Genomic DNA, 26,150 nt, shown 5'->3' on the forward strand with positions numbered 1-26,150 from the left:
AAAAATAAAAACATAAAGAGATGAAAATTAATTGGGGAACAGGAATTGTAATTGCATTTGCATTATTCATATCGTTCATACTCTATTTTGTACTTAAAGTACAACTAAACGATGACTATGAACGTGAATTAGTAGTTTCAGATTACTACCAACAAGAATTGAAAGTACAAGGAAACATTGAAAACACAAACAATGCAAATGAACTTGAAACTAAAATTATAATAGAAAAAGCAGCCGAAGGAATTGAAGTTTCATTTCCAGAAAGCTTCGATTATAAATTAATCAAAGGGAAAGTGTCCCTATATCGACCGTCTAATCAGAAATTAGATTCTGAAATGCAAATTTCATTATCTTCTTCACATTTGCTCATACCTAAAAGTAATCTGGTGGGCGGTCTTTGGGACATTACTATCGATTGGGAGTACCAAGGTGTATCCTATAGAAATAAAAAATCAATTTATTATTAGAATCGTTTAGTTGATTATTTGTTAATAGGTTTAGGCTGTATTGCTTATAATATTGACACCTCACTTTTCTAATTCATAATTTTAAATTCATAATTGTTTTCATAAATGCTTTACACAGCTATCATATTCGGATTAATTAGTAGTTTTCACTGCATAGGAATGTGCGGACCAATTGCTATGATGTTGCCTGTGGATAGAAATAATGAAACAAAAAAAATAACACAATTAATTGTGTATCATTTAGGCAGATTGTTTGCCTATAGTTCTTTAGGATTAGTTTTTGGTTTGTTGGGTAAAGGTTTTTTCTTGGCAGGAATGCAACAACAATTATCTATAATTGTAGGAATAATCATGATTATAATAGCATTAGTTCCAGAAAAAACTTTAGCCCAATATAATTTTTCAAAACCAGTATATAAAATCATATCCAAAGTAAAATCCAATCTAGGAAAACAATTCAAAAACAAAAGCTACAAATCGTTCTTTACTATAGGCTTGTTAAACGGTTATTTACCTTGCGGAATGGTCTATGTAGCATTATTTGGAGCTTTAGCAATGCCAACAATTCATTATAGTATTTTATATATGTTACTATTCGGATTAGGAACTGTTCCTATGATGAGTTTAGTTGTTATTATTTCCAACCTAATTACCAATCCAGTACGAAACAAAATACAAAAAATGATTCCTTTTATAGCCGTTTTTATTGGAATGCTATTCATTATTAGAGGACTAGGATTGGATATTCCTTATCTTTCTCCTGGAACAACAAGTCTCTTTGTTCAGGCTGAAGCAGATTGCCATTAAGTAGGTTCATTTTAGTTGTTTGTGCTGTTAAAAGTTCTTCTCAATTAAATTTACTTTAATCTTTTTTCATGTCTCTTTTTCTTGTAGTTGTATAGTACTTTCCATAAATAGGATTTTATTGTATATAAAAAAGTATTCCATTTAAAACGTATTCCTCCTAATTGCCAATTCACATCAAATTTCTTTCTTTTTTCAGTTACTTTTCCTGTTTCCCTTGAATAGTTAGGTAAAGAAACTTTACAATGTAACATTGGTTCATTATCTTTTATTAGTTCATAAAAATCTTTTGTATGAGAAGTTTTTAAAAAATATTTTATTTCAATTATGGTTCTGTTTTTTGATGCTTTATAAATATAAAGGTTAATGTCATAAAGATTTTTATAGAGTAATATTAAATCTTGAGTGATTTCTTGTAATGATTTTGGAATTAAACTTTGATTGACTTTTTTTCTGATTTTGTTTCGTTCAAAATAGTTTTCGCCAATAGTTTCATCTATTTCAGACATAATATATAGACAATCTCTCGATATCTCATTCCAACATATATCGGTTGCCATATCAATAAGTTTTGAAGTTGAATCGGATATTTTATTCTCTAGACTTTTTTTATTCATAATTTGTAAATATAAGTTTTTGTCTTTAATTTTTTAAAAATAGTTAATAGTGCTTTTCATTTCAAACGCAATTCAAAAGGTTTTAAGAAGTGATAAGTCCATATGATACAAACTTGTTTGTTTTGTATAACAACTACTTTTTAAACAAATAAAAATTAAGTAACTACTTATAAGTATCTATTAAACCTTATTTTAAAAAGCGCAAGCTAACTACATACAAAGAAGAATCTATATTATTTTTTTTAAAAAGTAAGAAATAGATGAATCTAAAATAAAAACACTTTTGTATATTTGACAGCAACAAACAAACATACAAAGAGATAAACATGAGTGAAAAGCACATTGTAGTGCAGGGAGCAGAATGTGAATGTAAATTTAGTGTAGAACCAAAAAAAGATAAATTAAAAGTTTTATCACAAACAAAGGACTATGCCAATGATAAAGACGCATCAAAAAAACTCATTGCAACCGACAAAGAAATTGGTCAAACTTTAGAGAAAAATACATTTGGTAAATGCAAGCTACAACCCACAAGTAGTGATTATTTACCCTGTCAAGCCGTTATTACCAAATGGAGTGGTTTCTATGAAAAAGTAACAATGTCCAATCAAGGTAAAATTCTTCTAGAAGATAGCAAAGCCACCTGTCCCATTGGTGGTCCCGATTGTATTTCCATAACCAAGCACGGACAAAAAACCGAAGGTTCTTCCCAAAATGCCAAAAACGCAAATGAAGACATTCATAGTCAGCTGAACCCAATGGTCAACCTAAGAGACATGGGAAAAGAACCTGCAAACTCAGATAGTGAAGATGGAACATGGTAACAGTTTAAAATACTAAGGCAATGGCAAAAGGAGTAAGAAAAATAAAATGGTCACCCGAAGATGGAGACGCAGAAGTATATCCCAATCTTTCTATACCGAATCGAAAATTAACCATCGAACCCGATAAATTTGCTTGGTTTGAAATAAGCGAATGGGAAAGTGGCACAACAGAAGAAGACAAGAAAAAGCAAATCACTTGGATAAGGCAATCGCAAAACAGAAAAGAAGTTTTCAGTTACACACTAACAGCATCCACTCAAAAATACGGAGTTAAAATTCCGAGAAAACTTTGTGGGTCTTTTTCTTATTATATAGAAGCTAGTCTTTTTGGAAAGCGCGATTTTAGAATAGAGACAGGTCTTCAAGTTAGCGGTTATTGTCCAGAACGAATTATTTCGAGCAAATGGAGTACCACAAATGATGGTAATGATGTTCGTAGCCAACAATTCAAATACGGTCAATTAATTCATTTAGGTCTAAATACAGAAGGACTAAATGGTTCAAAAACCTTAATAGTAGAAGTCTATAAATATAATGAAGGCAGTTATGTTACTGGTAGAAAAGCCGACACATTAGTTTTTACCTATACCAGCGTAGAAGTGACAGATGGAGAAGTAAACCTAAAAATGGGTAACACAATCAATTGGTTTGTTCATGCCAAAGAAGAAGTAGAAAAATTCTATATCAAGATAAAAAACCATCGAGGCGAATATATTATAGATCCTAATAACGACGATAAACATGCACGTTTTCTTAGAATAAAAAAAGAAATAGTAACCAAACCAATAGAACCGTCAACCAATAATACCCCTTTGAAAGTAGGTAAGGCAGATGTTAATGTAAAAAATTACCATAACTGTAAGTTCAAAGAAATTAGTATTACCGATTATCCAGAGGAGCCATTAGTTATTTTTAATGAAGGAACAGCATTTTTAAAGAAGCAAGCTACCAATGTACGCTATGAATCGCAAGAGGTCTATTTTGATTTTGATAAACATACTATCCGAAACACAGAAACAACTGTTTTAGACAGTCTTTCCACTTTTCTAGTAGCGAATGAGCATCTAACGGTTTCCCTTTCGGGTCATGCAGACGATAGAGGAACACTCGATTATAACCAAAACCTTTCTGAAAAAAGAGCCGATTCGGTACGTTTATACCTCTTTAAAAAAGGATTAGACGATACCAAATTTGTCATTAGAGGTTATGGAGAAGTAAAACCAAAATCGAAAGGAACTTCCGAAGAATCCTACCAACAAAACCGAAGAGTAGTCGTAGAATTTTCCTATGTAGAATATAACGCACCTGTAATGGTATATGAAACCATTGCACCTACACATCAAATTAGAAAAAAATTAAATCTAAAAATTAGCGAAAGAAAAAATGAACAATGTTTTAGAGATGGAAAAGAAAAACACACCAAAGAAATCCTTATAAAAGAAAATACCAATCTTGGAAAAAATGAATTTACTCAAAGTAGCGATAATTTTTCAAATGAAGTATATTCTATAATTGGTTCCGACTTTAAAGAAAAATATCTTTGGTATTTACTCAAATATTTAAACCCAGTAGGCACCATCTATAATTCCTATCTATTCCATATTAACACCTGTGGCTATTTTGCCAACAAAGACACCCCAACCCTGCAAATAAAAGCCTATCCCGATGTGGTTTGGATAGGGCATTTTCAATATAATTATGCAAATAGTGGCGATTACTTTTTTCACGATAAAAATCTACAATTAGAAAATGGTATTGAAAACGTTGTTAATGAGTTTAAAAACAGTATTTTTTACGATCTTCTTTCAATAATACCAGGCGGCTTCGTTTTTAAAGAAGTGTTACTGCCTTATATTGTAAAACAAGCGAAAGATTTTAATTATGCTATTCATACCATACACAACAGAGAATTAGAAAAAAAAGGACAAGAACTCTCTCTAACAGGGACACTTACCAATATTATTACTGAAACGAAATACACAAAATATGCAGCAGCAGCAGTAATATTTTATTTTGTAATATTAGGTATTGTTATCGATTTGATTATGATCTATCTTACTAGAGGAAAAAACCTTCAGGGAAGAATTGCAAAATTGGCGACTAAAGTAAAGCAAGTAAAAACATTTCTAGACAAAACAGGATTAGAGATTGTACCACCTTCATTGGCTTTAAATGCTGGAATGTACTATAAGAAGCAAAACGATGGGCGCTTAGCACTCATTTATGAAGCCAATTTGAATGCGAATCCTATTGTAGCTTTAAATTTTGAAAAAGAGTTCGACTTAGTAAAAATATTAACCGAAAAGTTAGCTCCTGCTAAAGGAGAAAAACCCGTTAATAAAAAACTAGAAGAGAATAAAAAATGGGTTTTAGCGGCACTAAAAGAATCGGGTATTGAAGAACTTAAAGGTTCATTTACAGCACTAGGAGAGTGGGCAATGGAACTTAAGGTTAAATATAACTTTTTAACTCAGTCCTATGCTATTATAGATCAACTAGGTAACTTTGTAGACAATAGTAAAGCAGAAGTAATTTGTAAAGAGCAAATAACAATAAAAGTTTTTATAAGTGGAAAGTATAAAAATGACTTTAAATTTTTTGGAATTAAAACAAATATTAAAGGTGAATTCGATTTAAAATTAAATGGTGCAGCAGCTTTAAAAACAAATTTCCAAGTTAGTAAAGATGAAGGATTAAGTATGAAAAAAACACTTATCTTTTCAGGTATAAAGGGAACATTTACTGGACGTATAAAAGCAACAAATGATATTTTGGGAACTCTATTCGATTTTGGTACAGATGAAAAAAAACCAATTGAGTTCACATTGATAGATCCTCATGAAATAGATTTAGGAACCATTCAATTTTTCAATCAAAACAAATAAAATGAGTATGAAAAAAACTTTAATCTTAGTAGCCTTATTCACAATTGCTCAAGGTTGCACACAAAAAAACAAAACCATGATTACACAAAACCCAAGCATAACAGCAGATAACATAGTAGATGAATTAACAAAACAAGTGAAACATTATCCAAGTGAAAAAATATACAATTTTAGATATGAAAATTTTAATTGTTTTATTGAAATTTTTGTAAATGACATTTTGATATACAAAGATTTTACAGATTCTAAAGCAGGTTCAGGCTTTGATATTAATCCATGTATTTTTAAAAGTGGTTTGCAGAAAGTAACATATAAAATGTATCCAGCTAAAGATAATAATTTAAATAAATTTGAAGAAAACACCTATTTAACTTTGCAATTAGAATCATATGATTTAAAAAATGAAAGCGCAGATGATATAATTTATAAAATTCATAAAACTCCTGTAACAATAGTAAAAGATGAATATGGAAATGAATCAGAATTATTTGTTGCTACAGGAAAAGACTATTACGAAGGAAGTTTCACTTTCGAAGCCGAGGTACCTTATGAATTAGAAGGTTTTGAAGATGCACAAGATTTACGAAAAATGGATCCTAAGGAATTAGAAAAAAAACTGATAAATGAATATGCTGTAATAAAAAACATATATCAAAACAAAGAGTACGATAATATTGCAAAAATTTCATTTTACAATTTAAAGAATCAATTTGTTGCTAAATACGATGATGAAAAATACATAAAAGATGTATGGAAAATGCTTATGGATGCTTACAAAGAGCCAAGTTTTGAGATGCAACCCATTGAAAATCAAAAAATGGTATTTTTTGCCGATGGTAAATTGGTTGCTTTAATGCAAAGCACTACAGACAATCGTTTAAGAGGAAATACAGCATTATGGGCAAAAGTAAATCATGATGGGGGTTTGAGACCTATGTTCTGTAATCGATACTTCTATATCCCAAAAGGCAAAACAAAATTTGAAGTTTATTAAAAATGAAGATTTTCATATATTTTTTAATTTTTCTTTTTTTGGGACTAAGCCTTGTTGCTTGTACACAAAAAAAAGAAACCATGATTGCACAAAACCCAAATATAACTGAAGCTAATATCGTAGAAGAGTTAACAAAACAAGTGAAACACTATCCAAAAGAACCAACTTTTTTAATTAATTATGAAAGATCTTGGTGCTTTATGGAGATTTTTATAAATGATATGCTTGTTTATAAAGAATTTATTGAGTCTATGTCAGCTACATCTTTTGAGATTAGTAGTTATATTTTTAAAAGTGGAAAACAAAAAGTTTCATATAAATTATATCCATTAGGTAAGTTAGAGGGAGAGACTGATGTATATAATCATTTTATAGATGATACATCACTTAAAATTCAAATTGAAGAGTTCGATGTTTCAAAATCAAGGAATCCTAATGGTATAATTATTAAAGAGTATAGTTCTCCAACAACAATAAGCAAAGATGAATATGGTAAAGAATCAGAATTATTTGTTGCTACAGGAAAAGACTATTACGAAGGAAGTTTCACTTTCGAAGCAGAGGTACCTTATGAATTGGAAGGTTTTGAAGATGCACAAGATTTAAGAAAGTTGGATCCTAAGGAATTAGAAAAAAAACTGATAAATGAATATGCTGTAATAAAAAACATGTATCAAAACAGAGAATATGATAATATTGCTAAAACCTCATACAACAGTTTAAGAGACCAGTTTATTTCAGAATACGAAGAAAAAGAAAATATAGCGTCTATTTGGGAAGAATTAATGAGTGCTTTTAAAGCATCTAGTTTAGAAATGCAGCCTATTGAAAATTACAAAATGGTATTTTTTGCCGATGGTAAATTAGTTGGATTAATGCAAACCACTACAGACAATCGTTTAAGAGGAAATACTGCTTTATGGGCAAAAGTAAATCATGATGGAGGTTTAAGACCTTTGTTTTTGAATAGTTATTTTTATATCCCAAAAGGCAAAACACAATTTGAAGTTTATTAAAAGGAACAAATAATCAATTAAAAAAGTATAAATTATGGGACTATTTGATTTTATCAGAAATGAGTTTATAGAAGTAATCGACTGGGTTGATAACTCTATCGATACTGTTATTTGGAAATTCCAAGATAAAGGAAATAATATTAAAAATGGTGCACAACTTACGGTAAGGGAAAGTCAAGTGGCTCTATTAATGAACGAAGGTGAGTTTGGTGATGTATACGAATCGGGAAGATTTAGTTTAACTACTAATAATATGCCTATTACTACAACATTGAAATCTTGGAAATATGGTTTTGATAGTCCTTTTAAAGTAGATGTTTATTTTGCAAACACCAAACAGTTTACAAATCTTAAATGGGGTACATCTGGAGCTGTTATGCTTCAAGACAGTCAGCTAGGACAAATACGATTAAAATCTTTTGGAAGTTTTGCAATTAAAATTAACGATATTAAAAAAGTAATTACACAATTTTCGGGTACTAATCCATATATAAAAATTGCTACAATTGAAGAAACATTAAAAAAATGTATTGCAAGCAAATTAGCAGAAGGACTTGCAAGAGCAAATATTTCTGTTTTTGAATTAGCTTCAAAATTTACCGAAATAGGCGCCATTATTAAGCCTATTTTACAGCTTGAAATGGATGTTTTCGGCATTGAACTTACCTATTTTTACATCGAAAGTGTTTCACTTCCTGAAGAAGTAGAAAAAATGATTGATAAAAAAACTGAACTCAATATTTTAAGAGGTAATTTGAATGAATTTAACCAAATGCAAAGTGGTATAGCCTTAGAAAAAATGGCTGAAAATGAAGGAACAATTGGAGCAATGGGGGCAGGGATTATTTTAAATAATACGCTAGGACAACAGGCACAAAATACTAATACTACAAATAAAACAGAGCTTTTAGATGTATTGAAACAATTAGGTGAATTAAAAAATAATGGTGTACTAACCGAAGAAGAATTTAATACTAAAAAGAAAGAAATTTTAAGTAAGCTGTAATGAACCAATTAAAAGAGTTTCCTTGTCCTAATTGCAATTCAGAACTTAATTACGATGCCGATAAATCTAAGCTAAGTTGTTTGCATTGTAATTCTCAATTCCCTATCAATATTGAAAAAACTGTATTAAAAGAAATTGATATAAATAGTTTTAAAACATTAATGTTTCAAGAAGAAAAAGATAGCTATCAACTTGATTATAATTGTTCTAAATGTGGTAAAATAAATACAGTTTCTTCAACTTTATCTTTTTTTGAATGTGAGAATTGTGGCAACAATGTTATTAATAGTAGTGCTTATCAGGAGAAAAAAGTTACTCCGCAAGGTATTATTCCCTTTACGATATCAAAAGAAAAAGCGATTAGTGTTTTTAATGATTGGATAGGAAAAGGATTTTGGAATGATTCCGATTTAAAAAAAATGTCATTAATTGATAATTTGAAAGGAATATATTTGCCATTTTGGACGTTCGACTGTTCTACATTTAACCAATGGAGCGGGCAATCGGGAACGCACTATTATGAGAATGAATACTATACAGATGATAAAGGAGAACAGCAGTCAAACAGAATACAAAAAACGAGTTGGTCTTTCAAACAAGGTGAATTTACACACCTAACGAATGATGTTTTAATTACTGACAATGATGAAATTCCCCAAAATATAATAGATGAAATTTATCCTTTCCATTTAGATGAATTACTGCCTATGGATGAGTGTTTTTTGTTAGGATGGAATGCAAAAACCTATCAGAGCAAAATGGAAGAATGTTATTCACTTTATAAAGATAAAGTAAAAGAAGTAGTAACATCAATGTCTATAGATTATTTAAAAGATGATACTTACTCAAATTTGCAAGTGTCAACTACTTTCTCTAATGAAACATACAAATATATTATTTTACCAATATGGTACTGTAGCTATTTGTTTAAAGGTAAATCGTACTTTTTTATTATTAACGGACAGACGGCAAAAGTTCATGGAAATAAACCACTTTCAACTTCTAAAATAGCTCTAGCAATTGTATTAGTTGTTTTATGTATTGCAATTTTACTGTTTTTAAATGGATAATTGTATCTCTACTATATTCATTATAAAATTAAACTTCTTAGTTTTAATTTTAATTAAAAATTTGTATATTAGCTCAAAATGAGTACTTTATGTACATGGTTTACAAACAATTTTAACACTTTTTAATTATGAAAAATCTAAAGAAATTAGGTAGAAGTTTAAGTAAAGAAGAACAAAAAACAATTAATGGAGGCTATAAAACTAAAGCAAGTTGTGATGCTATGGGAGGTTTTTGGGGACAAATGGCAGAATCTGGTATTTGGTGTTGTACTATTCCAGGTGTACGATCTTATTGTCCTCCTAATTAGTCTATTTTAATAATAAAACAATAGAAAACAGCTTTCGGGCTGTTTTTTTTTATTCTTAAACTTCAAATTAGGCACTTTTAAAATTAAGAATACATATTAAAAAACTATTATTTTAGGTTGTTTTATCAAATTTTTACGTCAATGGGGGTAAAATTTTAGGTCCTAGACCTAAAACTTTACGTCTAGTAGGGTAAAACTTTAGGTTGTTGACCTAAAATTTTACGTCTGATGGGGTAAAATTTTACGTTGTCCTACCTAAAATTTTAGGTCAACAACCTAAAAGTTTGGGTTCAGGACCTAAAAGTTTAGGTTATTTGGTTAAAAAAGGAAGATGAACACTAAATTGTCATAGAAAACAATTGCGTTTGGGGCGTTTTTCGTTTCAAACGCAAGTCAAAAGCCATACAGATATTACGAACATAAGGCTTTCCTTTTTCGGTTACAAGGATAGATTGATCTCCAAATTCTAACAAACCATCTTTTTCCATCTCTGTAAGATTCGGTAAAATAGTTGTTATTTCAGGAAAATAGGTAGTAGCATCATTCCATGAAGTTTTAAATTGACACATTAAATTCAAGATATGTTTTCTAATAATCAAATCTTCATTATTTAGAATATGACCTCTAAAAAGTGGCAATTCATCTTTATTTAATTTAGCATAATAATCTTCCAAACTTTTTTCATTTTGTGCAAAGGCATTCCAAGAATCACTAATTGAAGAAACACCTAAACCAATCATAACTTCTGTTTTAGAAGAAGTATAGCCCATAAAATTACGATGTAGATTCCCTGTTTTGAAAGATTGGGTCATGGTATCGCTTTCCAAAGCAAAATGATCCATCCCAATTTCGATATAATTGCGTGCTAACAACTCATTTTTTCCTTTTTCATACAACTCACGTTTCACATCGTCTTTCGGTAAATCTTCATCTTTAAAACCACGTTGACCATTACCTTTAATCCATGGCACATGCGCATAGCTATAGAAAGCAATTCGATCAGGTTGTAAGGAATTTGTTTTCGCAATGGTATCTAACACATCATCTAAGGTTTGAAAAGGTAAACCAAAAATTAAATCATGACTAACAGAAGTATAACCAATTTCTCGTGCCCAAAACGTCACTTTTGCCACATTATGAAACGATTGCTTTCTATGAATCGCTTTTTGCACTTTTTCAGAATAATCTTGAACACCAAAACTAACCCTTCTAAAACCTAAATCATAGAGCGTTTGTAAATGTTCATAACTGGTATTATTAGGATGTCCTTCAAAACTAAACTCGTGTTCCTCTGCGCTATTTGCATTTTTAAAAATTCCATTAATTAAAGTCGTAAGGTTTTCTGGCGAAAAAAAAGTAGGTGTTCCACCACCCAAATGAATTTCTTTAATAATAGGACGTTCTGGAAGCAATTCACAATATAAATCCCATTCTTTTAATACTGCTGTAATGTATGGATTCTCCACATCATGTCGTTTGGTAATTCTTTTGTTGCAACCACAAAAAGTGCATAAACTTTCACAAAAAGGCAAATGAATATATAGACTAATCCCTTCTGTAGTGTTAGACGCTATGAATGACTCTAATAATGATTTTTTCCACTGATTTACCGTGAATAAAGTTTCTTCCCAATAGGGAACTGTTGGATAACTTGTATATCTTGGACCAGGAACATTATATTTTTGAATTAATGACATGATTTATATCGTTTCCTCAAAAATAGGTATAGCCTATAAACTGAAAAATGATAATTATCATATCTGCGTTTTTTCTAATTTAAATTGTAAATTCGTGCTTTAAATTAGTAAAATGAAAAAAATAGTACTCCTTTTTTGTATATCGATATTGTTTTTGGCTTGTAAAGAAGAAAAAAAGATTTCATATACAAAAGTATCTTTAAATGAAATTCATTCCGATTCAATAAACATAAGAGCAATTGTTTTAGACAGTAATCAATTGTGGTTTGCTGGAAGTAATGGTAAGTATGGAGCTATTGAATTATCGACAAATAAAAAATTTAGAGGAAGAGTAAGTAAAGATTCATTGCATCCAGAATTTAGAAGTATTGCTAAAACCAGTAAAGCAGTTTTTATTTTGAGTGTTGCAAATCCTGCTTTATTATATAAAATTTCTAACGATAAAAAAGAAGTAAAATTGGTGTATCAAGAAGAAAATGAAAAAGTATTTTATGATAGTATGCAATTTTTAGACGATCAGTTTGGAGTAGCAATGGGCGATCCTGTTGCCAATTGTTTGAATATTATTATAACTAAAGACGGAGGAAATTCGTGGCAAAAAGTGCCTTGTGCTTCATTACCAAAAGTAGAAGAAGGAGAAGCCGCTTTTGCAGCAAGTAATAGTAACGTACTATTGCGAAATAATAAAATAATTATTGTTTCTGGTGGGAAAAAATCCCGCTGTTTTGTAAGTGAAGACAAAGGAATTACTTGGAATGTGTATGATACACCAATTGTGCAAGGAAAAGAAATGACAGGTATTTTTACAGCCGATTTCTATGATGAAAACATAGGGTTTATTGCTGGTGGTGATTATGAAAAACAAGAAGATAACTCGAAAAATAAAGCCATTACCAAAGATGGAGGAAAAACATGGAAACTTGTAGGTCAAAATACAGGTTTTGGTTATGCATCGTGCGTACAGTTTGTACCTAATAGTAAAGGAGAGGCATTAGTTTGTGTTGGAGGAACAGGACTTCATTATTCTAACGATAGTGGAAAAACATGGTTAAAATTGTTAGACGATAAGGATTTATATACGCTTCGTTTTAAAAATGATTCTGTGGCTTATGCAGCCGGAAAAAATAGAGTTGTGAAATTAATATTAAAAAATTAACAGTTTATTATATACGTTATTAATTGTCAAATTAAAAAATAAAATTATTTTTGTCCCGTAATGTTTAGGAAAATAATAAAATATTTAGTCTTATTATGTAGTATCTTTTTAATTGGATACCAAACTCTGTTTTCAAATATTGTTGATTGTCAGTCTTTAGATTATCAAAATAATACAGAAAATCATATAGCTGATGAAAACGTTACAAACCCTTTACTAAGTGGAGAATTAAATGTTAGAGTTTCACTTCCAAAATTTGATAAAGGCAAGCATAAATTATTAGCAATAGACTGTGACGATGAAGAAGAAGATCGAATTTGTTTTAGAAAAGAAACAACTTTAGATGCTTTTTCAAAACTTACTTGTACAAAATGCTTATCAGATTATTTTTCGTATTATATTAAAAGTCGTTTTCTTTTCTTTAAACGATTTATTAACTTTTATTCATTCAGAATATTTATCATATTACAAGTCTTTAGGATATGATTTAATTTGGTACAGTTCTTATTACCAAAAAAACAACTTTTTTTCGTAAATAAGTTCTCTAATAGTAATTGCTATTTAGAGCAAATTCCTGTTGTTTAATTACAACATTCCAAAAAAAATAAAAATATATACATATTAAAACCTAATTACCATGAAAAAAGTATTCATGCTATTGATTTTCTGTGCCTTATCGTTAAATATAAGTTGTCATAAGAAAGAAAAAGAGAAAAGTGAAGCAACTAAATTTTTAGTAACAAACCCAGTTCAAAAAGATACATTAATTACTAAAGACTATGTGGCTCAAGTACAATCGAGTCGTCATATTGAATTAAGAGCACAAGAGAGAGGATACCTTCAAAAAATTCTTGTTGACGAAGGGCAGTTTGTAAAAAAAGGACAGTTATTGTTTCAAATTATGCCCAAAATTTATGAAGCAGAAATGAAAAGAGCGCAAGCTGAAGCAAATTATGCAGAAATTGAATATAAAAACACAAAACGTTTAGCCGATAGCAATGTAGTTGCACAAAATGAATTAGCAATGGCTAAAGCAAAATTAGATAAAGCCAATGCAGAATTAGACTTGACTAAAGTACATTTAGAGTTTACCGAAATTAGAGCTCCATTCGATGGAATAATAGATAAATTTCATGTAAGACTAGGGAGTTTAATTGAAGATGGAGATTTACTTACTAACCTTTCTGATAACAGTAAAATGTGGGTATATTATAATGTGCCAGAAGCTGAGTATTTAGATTATAAATCTAAAAAGGATGATGGTAGTTTGTCAAAAGTAAATTTATTAATGCCAAATAATAAGTATTTTAATTATTCAGGAGTAGTTGAAACAATTGAAGCAGATTTTAATAATGAAACAGGAAATATTCCCTTCAGAGCAACTTTTCCAAATCCAAAAGGTTTATTAAGACATGGAGAAACAGGTAATATTCATGTATCTATTCCAATGTTAAATGCTATGCTAATTCCTCAAAAAGCAACCTTTGAAGTTTTAGACAAAAAATATGTTTATGTAATTACTAAAGATAATAGTATTAAATCTAGAGAAATTACAATTGAAGCTGAAATTCCACATATTTATATTGTAAAAAGTGGAATAACAGAGAGTGATAAAATTTTACTAGAAGGGTTAAGATTGGTAAAAGAAAATGACAAAATAGAATATGAAATGGTTAAATCTACAGATGTTTTGTCTCAACTTGAATTATACGCTGAATAATAGAACTTTAAAAAAAATATAAAATGTTTAATAGATTTATACATAGACCCTGTGATTCCGATAATTATTGTTTTTATAGGTTCTTTGGCTATCAAGCAATTACCCATATCACAGTTTCCTCAAATTGCACCAACAACTGTCAATATTTTTATAGCATATCCTGGAGCAAGTGCTGATGTACTTGTTAAATCAACTTTAATTACATTGGAGAATTCAATTAATGGAGTAGAAGGTATGCGATACATGGCTACCGATGCGACAAGCGCAGGAGAAGCAACTTTGAGAATTATTTTTGAACCAGGAACAGATCCAAATCAAGCTGTAATTAGAGTCAAGACTAGAGTCGATCAAGTGATGCCACTTTTGCCAGAGTTAGTTCAACGTGAAGGAGTTATCATTACTCCAATTCAACCAAGTATGTTGATGTATGTTAATCTTTATGCAAAAGATAAAAATATGGATGAAAAATTTCTATATAATTATGCTAATGTAAAAATGATACCAGAAATAAACAGAATTAAAGGTGTAGCAAGGTCTCAAATATTAGGAAGTAGAACATATGCAATGCGTGTTTGGTTAAACCCAGATAGAATGAGAGCATATAATATTTCTATTGAAGAAGTAATGAATGCTTTAGAGGAACAAAGTATTATTGGTCGTCCTGGAAGAATTGGACAAAGTTCAGGAATTGAAGCACAATCTTTAGAATATGTTTTGACTTATAAAGGGAGATTTAATAAGCCCGAAGAATATGATAAAATAGTAATTAGAGCTAATGCAAAGGGTGAAAGTATACATTTAAAAGATATTGCAAATGTTGAACTAGGAAGTGAATTCTTTGATATATACTCTAATTTAGATGGTCATCCTTCTGCTGCTATTGTGTTAAAACAAAATTACGGAAGTAATGCAAGTGATGTAATTGATGAAGTAAAATCTAAATTAGAAGAAATGAAAGCTAGTTTTCCTCCAGGAATGGACTATAAAATTAGTTATGATGTTTCTCAATTCTTAGATGCATCAATTGAGCAAGTTATTGATACTCTTCGTGATGCTTTTATTTTAGTTGCTTTAGTTGTTTTTGTCTTTCTTGGAGATTGGCGATCTACTTTAATTCCAATTTTAGCAGTTCCAGTATCATTAATTGGGGCCTTTTTTGTAATTCAATTTTTTGGATTGTCAATAAACTTGGTGACATTATTTGCTTTAGTTTTAGCCATTGGTATTGTTGTAGATGATGCTATTGTTGTTGTTGAGGCAGTACATGCTAAATTTGATGAAGAACCAGACATTACACCCTATAAAGCAGTTAAAAAAGTTTTAGGGGAAATTAGTGGAGCAATTATAGCTATTACAGCAGTTATGGTGTCGGTTTTTTTACCAATCTCATTTATGTCTGGTCCAGTAGGTACTTTTTACAGACAATTTTCAATTACGATGGCTAGCTCAATTGTTATTTCTGCCTTGATTGCACTTACGCTTACTCCTGTTTTATGTGCAATGCTTTTGAAAAACAATCATGGAAAAGCAGGAAAGAAAAATGTACTTACAAAAATTTTAGATAGTTTTAATTCAAATTTCGAGAAACTTACAGGAAAGTATGTTGCTGGCTTAAAAAAAATTGTTAGTAGAAGATGGTTAACATTTGGAATATTGTTAGTTTTTTGTGCTGGTATTTTCTTTGAAAATCAAATTTTACCATCTGGATTTATTCCTAGTGAAGATCAAGGTACAATCTATGCCATTATTCAAACTCCTCCAGGAGCAACCTTAGAAAGGACTAATCAAGTTTCTCAAAAACTACAAAAAATTTGTGAAGAAATCGATGGAGTAGAATCGGTGTCATCTTTAGCAGGTTATGAAATCATGACAGAAGGTAGAGGTTCAAATGCAGGAACTTGCTTAATTAACCTAAAAAAATGGTCTGATCGTGATCATACGGTAAAAGAAATAATGGAAGAATTGGAAGAAAAAACTAAAGACTTAGGTGCAGTTGTCGAGTTTTTCGAGCCACCAGCAATTCCAGGTTTTGGTTCGTCAGGTGGATTTTCAATGCGTTTATTAGATAAAACTTCAGAAACGGATTATAAAGAATTTGATAAAATAAACAAAGAGTTTATCGATAATTTAAGCAAGCGAAAAGAATTATCTGGACTATTTACATTTTTTGCTGCAAACTATCCTCAATATGAATTAATCATGGATAATGATTTGGCAATGCAAAAAGGGGTTTCTGTTGGAAAAGCAATGGAAAATCTTAATATACTAATTGGTAGTACTTATGAACAAGGATTTATAAAGTTTGATCGATTCTTTAAGGTATATGTACAGTCTGATCCAAAGTATAGAAGATTACCTTCAGATATTTTAAATCTTTTTGTAAGAAATGAAGAAGGAGAGATGGTACCTTATTCAGCTTTTATGAAATTGAAAAAAACGCAAGGACCAAATGAAATTACAAGATATAATATGTATAACTCTGCTGCTATCCAAGGATTACCAGCAAAAGGATATACTACTGCAGATGCAATTAAAGCCATTCGAGAAGTCGCAAAAGAGTTACCAAAAGGATATGATATTGCTTGGGAAGGTCTTTCATTTGATGAAGCAAATAGAGGAAATGAATCACTTTATATTTTCATGATTGTTTTAATATTTGTTTATTTTGTATTAGCTGCTCAATATGAGAGTTTTATAATTCCATTAGCTGTTATACTCTCCTTACCTGTTGGGATATTTGGCTCATTTGTATTACTTCAATTTATGGGACTTCAAAATGATATTTATGCACAAATAGGACTCATTATGTTAGTTGGTCTTTTGGGTAAAAATGCGGTATTAATTGTAGAGTTCGCAGTACTTAAACATCAACAAGGAGCAACTATTTTAGAAGCTTCTATTGAAGGAGCTAAAGTTCGTTTTAGACCAATTTTGATGACTTCCTTTGCTTTTATTGCAGGATTAATTCCTTTAATTATGGCATCTGGTGCAGGAGCCATTGGAAATCGAACAATTGGAGCATCAGCACTTGGAGGAATGTTATTTGGAACATTATTTGGTGTTTTAATTGTACCTGGTTTATATTTCATTTTCGGTACCCTTGCAGAAGGTAGAAAACTTATAAAAGACGAAGATGAAGGTTCATTAACTGATGATTTTGTTCATCAATTAGATAGTTTTCCTGAGGATGAAGAATAATAAAATGAAAAAAAGAGAAATGAATATACTTAATATAAATAAATATAAATATGTAGTTTTAGTCTGCATATTATTTAATTTAATAGGCTGTAAAACGCCACATTTAGTTGAAAAAGTAGCAAATACCAATTTACCCGAAAAGTATGCTTCTTCCCAAGATTCAATAAACTCTGGGAAGGTAAAATGGAAAGACTATTTTGGAGATGCTTATCTTAATGGATTGATTGATATTGCTCTCAAAAACAATCAAGAACTGAATATTACGTTACAAGAGATTGAAATTTCTCGTAATGAAATTCAAGCTAGAAAAGGAGAATATTTACCTTTTATAGGAATGAAAAGTGGTGCAGGATTAGAAAAAGTTGGCCGATATACAAGTAAGGGAGCAAATGATGCAACCACAGATATAAAACCAAATACAGAAATGCCAGAACCTCTTCCAGATTATATGATTGGTGCTTATGCCAGTTGGGAAGTCGATATTTGGGGAAAACTTCACAATGCTAAAAAGGCAGCTGTAAGCCGCTATTTAGCATCTGTAGAAGGGAAAAACTTTGTTATTACTAATCTTATAGCAGAAATAGCTAATTCGTATTATGAATTATTAGCACTGGATAATCAATTGAGTTTAATTAAACAAAATATTAATATTCAAAATGATGCTCTTAAAATTGTAAAATTACAAAAAGAATCTGCAAAAGTAACAGAATTAGCAGTAAAGCGATTTGAAGCACAAGTATTATACACACAGAGTCTTCAATTTAATATTGAACAAAATATTGTTGAAACAGAAAATAGAATAAATTATTTATTAGGAAGATACCCTCAACCTATAGAAAGAGATTCTAAATTTTTTGCAACATTAAATATTGAAAGTATTGGTATGGGTTTGCCATCTGAATTATTAATTAATCGTCCAGATATTAGACAAGCCGAATTAAATTTAGAAGCTGCTAAACTTGATATTAAAGTCGCAAAAGCTAGATTTTATCCATCATTAGGAATTTCTGCTGGTATAGGTTTTCAGGCTTTTAATCCTTCCTATTTAATAAAAACTCCACAGTCTCTTCTATATTCTATAACTGGAGATTTAATAGCTCCATTAATAAATAGAAATGCCATAAAAGCAACATATTATAATGCGAATGCAAAGCAAATACAAGCAGTTTATAATTATGAACGTACTATTTTAAATGCTTATGTTGAAGTAGCAAATCAACTTTCTATGGTTGAAAATATTGCAAAAACATATCATTATAAATCAAAACAAGTTGATGCTTTAAATGAATCAATTACAATTTCAAATGATCTTTTTAAATCTGCAAGAGCAGATTATATGGAAGTTTTGTTAACACAACGTGATGCATTGGAGTCACAGTTTGATTTAATTGAAACAAAAATGAAACAATTAAATACTAAAGTTTTTATTTATAAGGCTTTAGGTGGTGGTTGGAATTAGTTCTTTTTATTAGCTTTATTTAGTAAGCCATCTTGTAATAAAAATACAAGATGGTTTTTTATACTAATAAGATCGTTAAATTTATTCATAGTTTTTACAACAAAGCATTTTGCATCACTGTTTAATACATATATTCCTTTTTTCTAGTGTATTAATAAAAGATTAAAATGACTATTTTTCTTAGGAGATTTCATTATCTAACTTTAAAAATTATTGCCATTTTATGGAATTAATTGGCCAACTATAATAGCTACAAACAGCTTGATTGTTTAGTATTCCAGGTTGCCAACCTTTCATAGTTAAAAACGCTTCTCTTAATTCTTTTTTACAAAGTGTATTAAGTTTAGATTTAGAGAATGTCGCTTCAATTACTTCGCCTTCTAAGTTAATGGTTAAAATTATGTGCAATTTTGTAATCAAAACATTATCTCTTTCCATACTACGCAATAAAACAGGAACGATATGATTATTAAAATACTTATCTAGATTACTTGTCTCACTTTTAAATTTTGGCTGTATTTCTGTGTATCTAGCAATGGTATCACAATTTTTATCCTGTGAGTAGGATGTTGTTAATGTAAATATTAGTAGCAATAGAAATGTGGAGAATATTTTTTTCAAAAGGATAATTAGTTTCATTATTTTTAAAAGCAATTTTATTGCAATAGTGTAAATAAAGATAGAAAAATGTAATGATTTTTTTAAATATTTTTTGAGATTATAAAATATTGTTATCTTTAATTTTGGTAATAATACCATTTATCACTTGAATTTACTGAAATAAAACGCCCTTTTTCCTCGCTATTTCAATATAATATAAAAACTTAGCGTTGCTAAGCTTTTATATATCATCCCTAAAGGGATTTATATTCACATTCTTAGTAGTTTTTATTACCAATATTTTATCCCTAAAGGGATTGTTATTGGAATTATTATTTGTTATCAATAGTTTTTCCATAAAGGGATCTTTACATTTATCCATACAAAAAAAGCACTTTTCAGTGCTTTTCATTATTCTCTTTTTCCTCTAAATTGTTTTAGTAGCTTTCGGTTAAATTCATCTTCTACTTTTTTAAGTTTGATCACTTTTTTAGCAGGTAGCACTTTTAGTAAATCTTTAATGTACTTCTTTTTAAGATTGTGCATTTCATCTTCATAATCTTCCATCTGATTAATTAGTTCTTTTGCTTCTTTTTCTGAGACACTATCAATACCATCATTCTCAAATTTATTGATGATTTTCTTCATTTTATTATGTCTAATTTCAAACTGTTTGTCATCAAATGTATTATAAACAGGCCAAAATTTCTGAGCTTCATCTGTAGTTAAGTTCAGTTGTTCGGTAATATATGCTATTTTAATAGCTTTAATCTTTTCTTTTTTTTCTCTAAATCCTTGCGAAAATGTAATGGAGAAAATGAATAATAGTAGTATCGTTAATTTTGTTTTCATCGTTATTGATTTAAATAATAATCTAAATTTTGTGTATCTAATAAATAGGCTTCAACAGCATCATCGCTAAGTGATAAGTCATTTTCTAAAGCAGTTATATCTTCGTTCGATAATTTATCAACGATTTCATAAGTAGAGTATTCTGTACTTAAATAGTTCTCTAATGTTGCTGTTTCTAATGTTGTTGCTCCTTTCATATTAAAATATACAGGAATTGCAATCATAACTAATAGAACAGCTGCAATACTGGAAATCCAAAGTTGTTTTCTGTGAAATAAAGAAACTACTTTCACATTTTCTTTAGGCAATTGTTGCATCATTTTTGCTTCAAATTGCTCAAAGTAATCATCTGGAATTTCAAATCCGGTATTTATTTTTGGTTCTTTATCTAATTTGAAATCTTTCATTTTTAGATTCTTTATATTTATAATTGTAAATCTTTTTTTAGTGTATTGCCTTTATATATTGGACAAAATTAACTATAAAAGGTTTAATTCGTTTTTAAATGTTCTTCAATTTTTTTTACTGCCAAATGATAACTGGCTTTTAATGCACCTACTGAGGTGTTAACTATTTCTGATATCTCTTCATATTTTAACTCTTCAAAATATTTCATTTTAAATACAAGTTGTTGTTTATTAGGCAATAGTGCAATTGCATTTTGAAGTTTCAACTGAATTTCGTCTCCATCAAAGTAAACATCACTTTCAAGTTTGTTAAGTGCATTTTGTTGTACTTCTTCATTAGTGATTCCGCTTTTTCTGGCTCTTTGTTGTAGAAAGTTTAACGATTCATTAGTAGCAATTCTATAGACCCATGAAAATAACTTGCTTTCTCCTTTAAATTTGGAGATATTTTGAAATATTTTTAGGAATGTGTTTTGTAAAACATCATCTGTATCATCATGGTTTAATACAATATTCCTTATATGATTATACAAAGGCTTTTGATACAATTGCAACAATTCCCGAAACGCTTCTTGTTGCGTTTTCGGGTTGAGTAACCGCTCAATAAATGCTTTTTCGTCTTGCAATTTTAAATTGTTTTAATCGTTAGACTAAAGATAATTAAAAAGGTTTAATCATTCGGTAAGAAAAAAATAATTGGTATTTTTGCGCAAACAAAATAAAGTCATGGTTAAAACAGTAATTTTTGATATGGATGGTGTAATTGTAGATACAGAACCTGTACACCATTATGCTTATCACGAACATTTTAAGGAATTAAAAATTAATGTAACGGATGCTATATATGAAACATTTACAGGTAATTCTACTCGTAATGTTTTTCAAAAATTAAAAGATTTATTTGATTTAAAAGAAGATGTAGAGGATTTAATTCTTAGAAAACGTCATATTTTTAATGATGCTTTCGATACAAAACCCGATTTGTTTTTGATTGATGGTGTTGAAGATTTGATAAAAGACCTTCATAGTAATGAAATTCAATTAATTGTCGCTTCTTCTGCTTCAAAAGGAACTATTAATAGGGTGTTTACTCGTTTTAATTTGCATCAGTACTTTACCCATATTGTTTCTGGAGAGGACTTTCCAAAGTCGAAACCCCATCCTGCAATTTTTGAACATGCCGCTAGTTTATCTGTAAATCCAAAAGAAAACTGTATCATTATTGAAGATAGTACAAATGGAGTAGTTGCTGCTAAAGGAGCTGGAATATATTGTTTAGGCTACAAAAGTTTGCATACAAAAGGTCAAGATTTAACTTTGGCTGATAGTATTATAAATGATTTTAAAGAAGTGAATGCAGAGAAAATTAGAGTTTTACTTTAATAATGTATTGAATGCTTATTTATGATGCATCTCTATTTGGGAGTACATGCGTTGCTAAAATGCGTTTCCCGTCTTTTTTTACTTCTTCATTTTTTCTTAAACTCCATAAAATATCACTCGAAAACTTACGTGTTTTTTCAACGTTAACGATGGGATTTGGATAATTTTCTCCTAACCTAAAATTGTATAATTCTTGTTCTATGGGAGTTAATTTCCAAGGTTCATGAAGAAAGGGTAGCGGTAAGAATTCGAGTTCAGGAACCCATTTTTTAATAAATTCTCCTTCAGGATCATGTTCTAGCGAGTTTTTAATAGGATTATAAATTCGTAATGTATTAACACCTGTAACACCTGCTTGCATTTGAATTTGTGGATAATGAATACCAGGTTCAAAATCTAGAAAATTTTGAGCCAAATGTGGAGAACAGTTTTGCCATGGTTGCCAAAGATTATGTGTATAAAAAGAGACTACGAGTGCACGCATTCTAAAGTTTAGATATCCAGTTACAGCAAGGCATCGCATGCAAGCATCTACGATTGGAACACCTGTTTTCCCCATGATCCAAGCTTCATGATAGTGTTTTTTTACAGGCTGATTTAAGTTTCGATATCCTTTATTGATAGCTTTAAATTCCATTTGGCATTCCATTTCAAATTTTTGAATGAAATGCGATTGCCATCTTAGTCGGGACATAAAATTTAATATTGCTCTTTTTCTGTCGTTATTGATTAAGTAACGTGTGGATTCTTGAAAAACTTCACGAATAGATAAATTTCCCCAAGCGATATAAGGTGATAATCGGCTACAACTTTTCCTTGCTTTTTCGGGTTTAGAAATATTTTTTGAATAATTGATGACTCTTTCTTTAAAAAAGGAATTCATATATCTTTTTGCCATTAGAAAACCACCTTTCTGAAATAGTGAATCTGGATTTGTTTCTAATGATACAAGTGTAAAATGATTTTCAATATTTTCAATGTCTTTATACTTTATAAATGTTCGAGCATTAGGTTGAAACGGAAAGCAATCATTATTCATATAATCATACCAATCTTCTTTCCAGTTTTTTCTATTTTGTATGCCTCTAATTATTCCATTATTAATGCTTTCAAACCATCGAATGTTACTTACATTGAAATATTGAGATAATTGTATGTCTCTTTCGTATGTTCGTTTTATTCCTGTTTCTTGATGTGAATATATAGCATGAATATTAATCAAGTTATTTAGTTTTTCAAAGACAGTTATTGCTTCATCTTCTACAATTAATAGTTGTGTATGAAAAGGAAGAAGTGCTTTTTGTAATGCCTTTAAAGACTGTTTTATAAAATCAAAATGGCGTTTACTATAATGAATGTCATTCTGTAATGAAGGTTCAAAAATGTAAAGTAAAAGTGTTTTTCTTCCCGATGAAATAGCATTATAAAGTGCTTCATTATCAGTTAATCGCAAATCTCTTTTAAGCCAAACAATATTCATATAAATTCATTTTAAAAAATTATGCCAAAGCTTCTTTGTAGACACTCAAACACTTTTCTCTAGCTGTTTTATGATCTACAATAGGTTTTGGATAGTCTAAAGTTTCTAACTCTGGAATCCATTTCTTGATGTATTTTAAATCTTTATCAAATTTTTTAACTTGCTCTGTAGGGTTAAAAATTCTAAAATAGGGAGCAGCATCTACTCCAGATCCAGCGGCCCATTGCCAGTTACCCACATTACTAGATTGTTCATAATCCAAAAGTTTTTGAGCAAAATAGGTTTCGCCCCACCTCCAATCTATTAATAAATGTTTGCATAAAAAACTAGCGACAATCATTCGTACTCTATTATGCATGTGTCCAGTTGCATTGAGTTCTCGCATTCCAGCATCTACAAATGGATAACCAGTTTCTCCTTGACACCATTTTTCGAATAAAGCTTCATTATTATCCCAAGGAATAGCATCATATTTCGGACGGAAGCTTTGGTTAATTGTGTGTGGAAAATGCCATAGTATTTGCATAAAAAATTCCCTCCAAATAAGTTCGTTTAAGAAGGTTTCATTCTTTGATTTGAGTGCATGAATCAGCATTTCGCGAATTGATACTGTCCCAAATCGTAAATGAACCCCTAAGAGCGATGTACCATTAACAGAAGGAATATTTCTAGTATCTTCATAATTATTAATTAATTGATCTGAAATATTGAACGTTGGAATGGTTATGTTTGAAGGCTGAAAACCAATAGCTTCTAAGTTTAGAAAAGGATATGAATGCTCTGCGATTTTATCTATTTTATGCTCTGATTTACAATACTCTAAACTTATTTTTTTTAATTTTTCTTTCCATTTTTTTGAAAAAGGAGTAAAGACTACATAAGGTGTTCCATCGTCTTTAATGACTTCGTTTTTTTCAAAAATAACTTGATCTTTAGATGTCTTAAACGTAATATTATTTTCTTTAAAAAGCTGATAAATTTCTTTATCTCTTTTTCTAGCATAGGGTTCATAATCATGATTTGCAAATACAGTTTTAATGTTTTGCTCTTGCACTAATTTTTCAAAAATAGTAATTGGCTTACCATAAAAAACTGCTAATGATTTATCCTTTTCTTTTAATTTATTATTTATTATCGATAATTGCTGTTGAATGAATTCGACTCTAGCATCATTTTTTTCCAGTTGATCAAGTATTGTATTGTCAAATATGAATATTGGCAAAACAGCTTCATTTTCACTTAGAGCATGAAACAAAGCAACGTTATCATTTAATCGTAAATCTCTTCTAAACCAGAATATATTCATTTTTTTGTATTTATATTTTAAAATAATTGCAGTATCTTGAAATTGACTTTTATAGTTATCCGTTAACTGATAGTGTTGACATTCCACCATCTACATGGAAAACTTGACCAGTTATCCATTGACTTTTTTCAGATAATAAAAAAGCAGCCATTTCTGCAATATCATTTGCACTACCAATCTTTTTTAAAGGATGTCTTTCTGCTGCTTTTTCTTTTTTAATTTCGTTATTTAGAAACTTATTTGCCAAAGGAGTATCTGTTAATGAAGGAGCAATTATATTTAATCGAATTTTTGGTGCATATTCAGCAGCAAATGCTTTTCCAAAACCTTCAATAGCTCCTTTTGCAGCAGCTATACTTGTATGAAATGGCATACCTTTTCCAACTGCAACACTACTAAATAATACTATACTTGCATTTTCTGAAGCAAGAAGATTTGGCAAAATGCTTTGTAGTACTTTAACCATATTGATAAAGTTGATTTGTAAATCTTCTTGAAAAGTTTCAATTTTTATGCCTTTAAATGGTTTTAAATTAATACTTCCAGGCAAAAAAACAAAGCCATCGATTTTTTGTGGTAAAGCTTCTGCATTAAGTGATTGAGAATTTACATCAAAAGGAATGTAATTTATTGTTGCGTCTAAGTTCTCAGACGTTCTAGAGGCTACAAAAATATTTGCTTCTTCTTTTATTAATTCTGTTAGTGCGAATCCAATTCCGTAAGATCCGCCAATTAATAGTATGTTTTTTTTCATTTTTTTGTCTTTGTGAGTAATGAAGAAATTTCATTCTCAATTATTTTTAAATTAAAAGGGTTATACCATTTATCACTTGAATTTACTGTAATAAAACGCCCTTTTTTTCTCGCTATTTCAATATAAAATAAAAACGTAACGATGCTA

The 26,150-nt window shown here is 29.8% G+C and carries 23 protein-coding genes and 1 pseudogene; 15 read left to right on the forward strand and 9 right to left on the reverse strand.

Going from position 1 to position 26,150, the window contains the following annotated elements:
- The first annotated feature begins 20 nt into the window (after window positions 1-20).
- Window positions 21-467: a FixH family protein gene (locus L2Z92_RS16490; RefSeq protein WP_236455609.1), complete on the forward strand. Its 447-nt coding sequence runs from the start codon at window positions 21-23 to the stop codon at window positions 465-467.
- 105 nt (window positions 468-572) lie between these two features.
- A complete protein-coding gene (locus L2Z92_RS16495; RefSeq protein ID WP_236455611.1) occupies window positions 573-1,274 on the forward strand; it encodes a sulfite exporter TauE/SafE family protein in 702 nt (233 codons plus the stop codon).
- A gap of 50 nt (window positions 1,275-1,324) precedes the next feature.
- Here L2Z92_RS16495 and L2Z92_RS16500 read toward each other — a convergent pair whose 3' ends face one another.
- A complete protein-coding gene (locus L2Z92_RS16500; RefSeq protein WP_236455612.1) occupies window positions 1,325-1,888 on the reverse strand; it encodes a hypothetical protein in 564 nt (187 codons plus the stop codon).
- Window positions 1,889-2,214: 326 nt separating this feature from the next.
- Here L2Z92_RS16500 and L2Z92_RS16505 point away from each other — a divergent pair, with 326 nt between their 5' ends.
- The 7 genes from L2Z92_RS16505 (at window position 2,215) to L2Z92_RS16535 (ending at window position 9,991) form a co-directional block, all read left to right on the forward strand.
- On the forward strand, window positions 2,215-2,712 hold the full coding sequence (locus tag L2Z92_RS16505) for a DUF4280 domain-containing protein (RefSeq protein WP_236455613.1): 498 nt from the start codon (window positions 2,215-2,217) through the stop codon (window positions 2,710-2,712).
- A 20-nt stretch (window positions 2,713-2,732) separates the two neighbouring features.
- A complete protein-coding gene (locus L2Z92_RS16510) occupies window positions 2,733-5,597 on the forward strand; it encodes an OmpA family protein (RefSeq protein WP_236455614.1) in 2,865 nt (954 codons plus the stop codon).
- 7 nt (window positions 5,598-5,604) lie between these two features.
- Window positions 5,605-6,591: a hypothetical protein gene (locus L2Z92_RS16515; RefSeq protein WP_236455615.1), complete on the forward strand. Its 987-nt coding sequence runs from the start codon at window positions 5,605-5,607 to the stop codon at window positions 6,589-6,591.
- Window positions 6,592-6,593: 2 nt separating this feature from the next.
- Window positions 6,594-7,607: a hypothetical protein gene (locus L2Z92_RS16520; protein ID WP_236455616.1), complete on the forward strand. Its 1,014-nt coding sequence runs from the start codon at window positions 6,594-6,596 to the stop codon at window positions 7,605-7,607.
- A 34-nt stretch (window positions 7,608-7,641) separates the two neighbouring features.
- Window positions 7,642-8,613 carry an SPFH domain-containing protein gene (locus L2Z92_RS16525; RefSeq protein WP_236455617.1) on the forward strand — a complete coding sequence of 324 codons (972 nt, stop codon included), beginning with the start codon at window positions 7,642-7,644 and terminating at the stop codon, window positions 8,611-8,613.
- Entirely contained in the window at window positions 8,613-9,683 is a 1,071-nt protein-coding gene (locus L2Z92_RS16530) for a hypothetical protein (RefSeq protein ID WP_236455619.1), read from the forward strand. The genes L2Z92_RS16525 and L2Z92_RS16530 overlap by 1 nt, the downstream gene beginning before the upstream one ends.
- A gap of 128 nt (window positions 9,684-9,811) precedes the next feature.
- Entirely contained in the window at window positions 9,812-9,991 is a 180-nt protein-coding gene (locus tag L2Z92_RS16535; RefSeq protein ID WP_236455621.1) for a hypothetical protein, read from the forward strand.
- Between the two features lie 338 nt (window positions 9,992-10,329).
- Here L2Z92_RS16535 and hemN read toward each other — a convergent pair whose 3' ends face one another.
- Entirely contained in the window at window positions 10,330-11,688 is a 1,359-nt protein-coding gene (gene hemN / locus L2Z92_RS16540; RefSeq protein ID WP_236455623.1) for an oxygen-independent coproporphyrinogen III oxidase, read from the reverse strand.
- A 112-nt stretch (window positions 11,689-11,800) separates the two neighbouring features.
- On the opposite strand from hemN, the gene L2Z92_RS16545 reads away from it, so the two are divergent.
- The 5 genes and pseudogenes from L2Z92_RS16545 (at window position 11,801) to L2Z92_RS16565 (ending at window position 19,221) form a co-directional block, all read left to right on the forward strand.
- Window positions 11,801-12,844: a WD40/YVTN/BNR-like repeat-containing protein gene (locus L2Z92_RS16545; RefSeq protein WP_236455625.1), complete on the forward strand. Its 1,044-nt coding sequence runs from the start codon at window positions 11,801-11,803 to the stop codon at window positions 12,842-12,844.
- Window positions 12,845-12,904: 60 nt separating this feature from the next.
- The gene (locus L2Z92_RS16550; protein WP_236455627.1) at window positions 12,905-13,330 is read left to right on the forward strand and encodes a hypothetical protein; all 426 of its coding nucleotides are present in this window, start codon (window positions 12,905-12,907) and stop codon (window positions 13,328-13,330) included.
- Between the two features lie 151 nt (window positions 13,331-13,481).
- On the forward strand, window positions 13,482-14,564 hold the full coding sequence (locus L2Z92_RS16555) for an efflux RND transporter periplasmic adaptor subunit (protein ID WP_236455628.1): 1,083 nt from the start codon (window positions 13,482-13,484) through the stop codon (window positions 14,562-14,564).
- A gap of 23 nt (window positions 14,565-14,587) precedes the next feature.
- Window positions 14,588-17,762: pseudogene (locus tag L2Z92_RS16560) on the forward strand (efflux RND transporter permease subunit).
- 4 nt (window positions 17,763-17,766) lie between these two features.
- A complete protein-coding gene (locus L2Z92_RS16565; RefSeq protein ID WP_236455629.1) occupies window positions 17,767-19,221 on the forward strand; it encodes a TolC family protein in 1,455 nt (484 codons plus the stop codon).
- Between the two features lie 210 nt (window positions 19,222-19,431).
- On the opposite strand, the gene L2Z92_RS16570 is transcribed toward L2Z92_RS16565, so the two are convergent.
- From L2Z92_RS16570 to L2Z92_RS16585, 4 genes are all read right to left on the reverse strand, one after another.
- Window positions 19,432-19,860, reverse strand: coding sequence for a hypothetical protein (locus L2Z92_RS16570; RefSeq protein WP_236455630.1), 429 nt, complete (start codon window positions 19,858-19,860; stop codon window positions 19,432-19,434).
- 372 nt (window positions 19,861-20,232) lie between these two features.
- On the reverse strand, window positions 20,233-20,673 hold the full coding sequence (locus tag L2Z92_RS16575; protein WP_236455631.1) for a sensor of ECF-type sigma factor: 441 nt from the start codon (window positions 20,671-20,673) through the stop codon (window positions 20,233-20,235).
- A gap of 2 nt (window positions 20,674-20,675) precedes the next feature.
- A complete protein-coding gene (locus L2Z92_RS16580; RefSeq protein WP_236455632.1) occupies window positions 20,676-21,080 on the reverse strand; it encodes a hypothetical protein in 405 nt (134 codons plus the stop codon).
- 83 nt (window positions 21,081-21,163) lie between these two features.
- Window positions 21,164-21,706: an RNA polymerase sigma factor gene (locus L2Z92_RS16585; protein WP_236455633.1), complete on the reverse strand. Its 543-nt coding sequence runs from the start codon at window positions 21,704-21,706 to the stop codon at window positions 21,164-21,166.
- A gap of 100 nt (window positions 21,707-21,806) precedes the next feature.
- Here L2Z92_RS16585 and L2Z92_RS16590 point away from each other — a divergent pair, with 100 nt between their 5' ends.
- Window positions 21,807-22,463 carry an HAD family hydrolase gene (locus tag L2Z92_RS16590; protein ID WP_236455635.1) on the forward strand — a complete coding sequence of 219 codons (657 nt, stop codon included), beginning with the start codon at window positions 21,807-21,809 and terminating at the stop codon, window positions 22,461-22,463.
- Between the two features lie 19 nt (window positions 22,464-22,482).
- Here the strand turns inward: L2Z92_RS16590 and L2Z92_RS16595 are convergent, their stop codons facing one another.
- Genes L2Z92_RS16595 through L2Z92_RS16605 form a run of 3 tightly spaced genes read right to left on the reverse strand, consistent with a single transcriptional unit; the run spans window position 22,483 to window position 26,003 of the window.
- Window positions 22,483-23,943 (reverse strand): cryptochrome/deoxyribodipyrimidine photo-lyase family protein, encoded by a 1,461-nt coding sequence (locus L2Z92_RS16595; RefSeq protein ID WP_236455636.1) that lies wholly within the window; start codon window positions 23,941-23,943, stop codon window positions 22,483-22,485.
- 19 nt (window positions 23,944-23,962) lie between these two features.
- The gene (locus tag L2Z92_RS16600) at window positions 23,963-25,249 is read right to left on the reverse strand and encodes a cryptochrome/photolyase family protein (RefSeq protein ID WP_236455637.1); all 1,287 of its coding nucleotides are present in this window, start codon (window positions 25,247-25,249) and stop codon (window positions 23,963-23,965) included.
- A gap of 55 nt (window positions 25,250-25,304) precedes the next feature.
- Window positions 25,305-26,003, reverse strand: a complete 699-nt coding sequence (locus L2Z92_RS16605; protein WP_236455638.1) for an SDR family NAD(P)-dependent oxidoreductase — start codon at window positions 26,001-26,003, stop codon at window positions 25,305-25,307.
- Window positions 26,004-26,150: the final 147 nt, after the last annotated feature.

Source organism: Flavobacterium jumunjinense (assembly GCF_021650975.2).
Lineage (GTDB): Bacteria > Bacteroidota > Bacteroidia > Flavobacteriales > Flavobacteriaceae > Flavobacterium > Flavobacterium jumunjinense.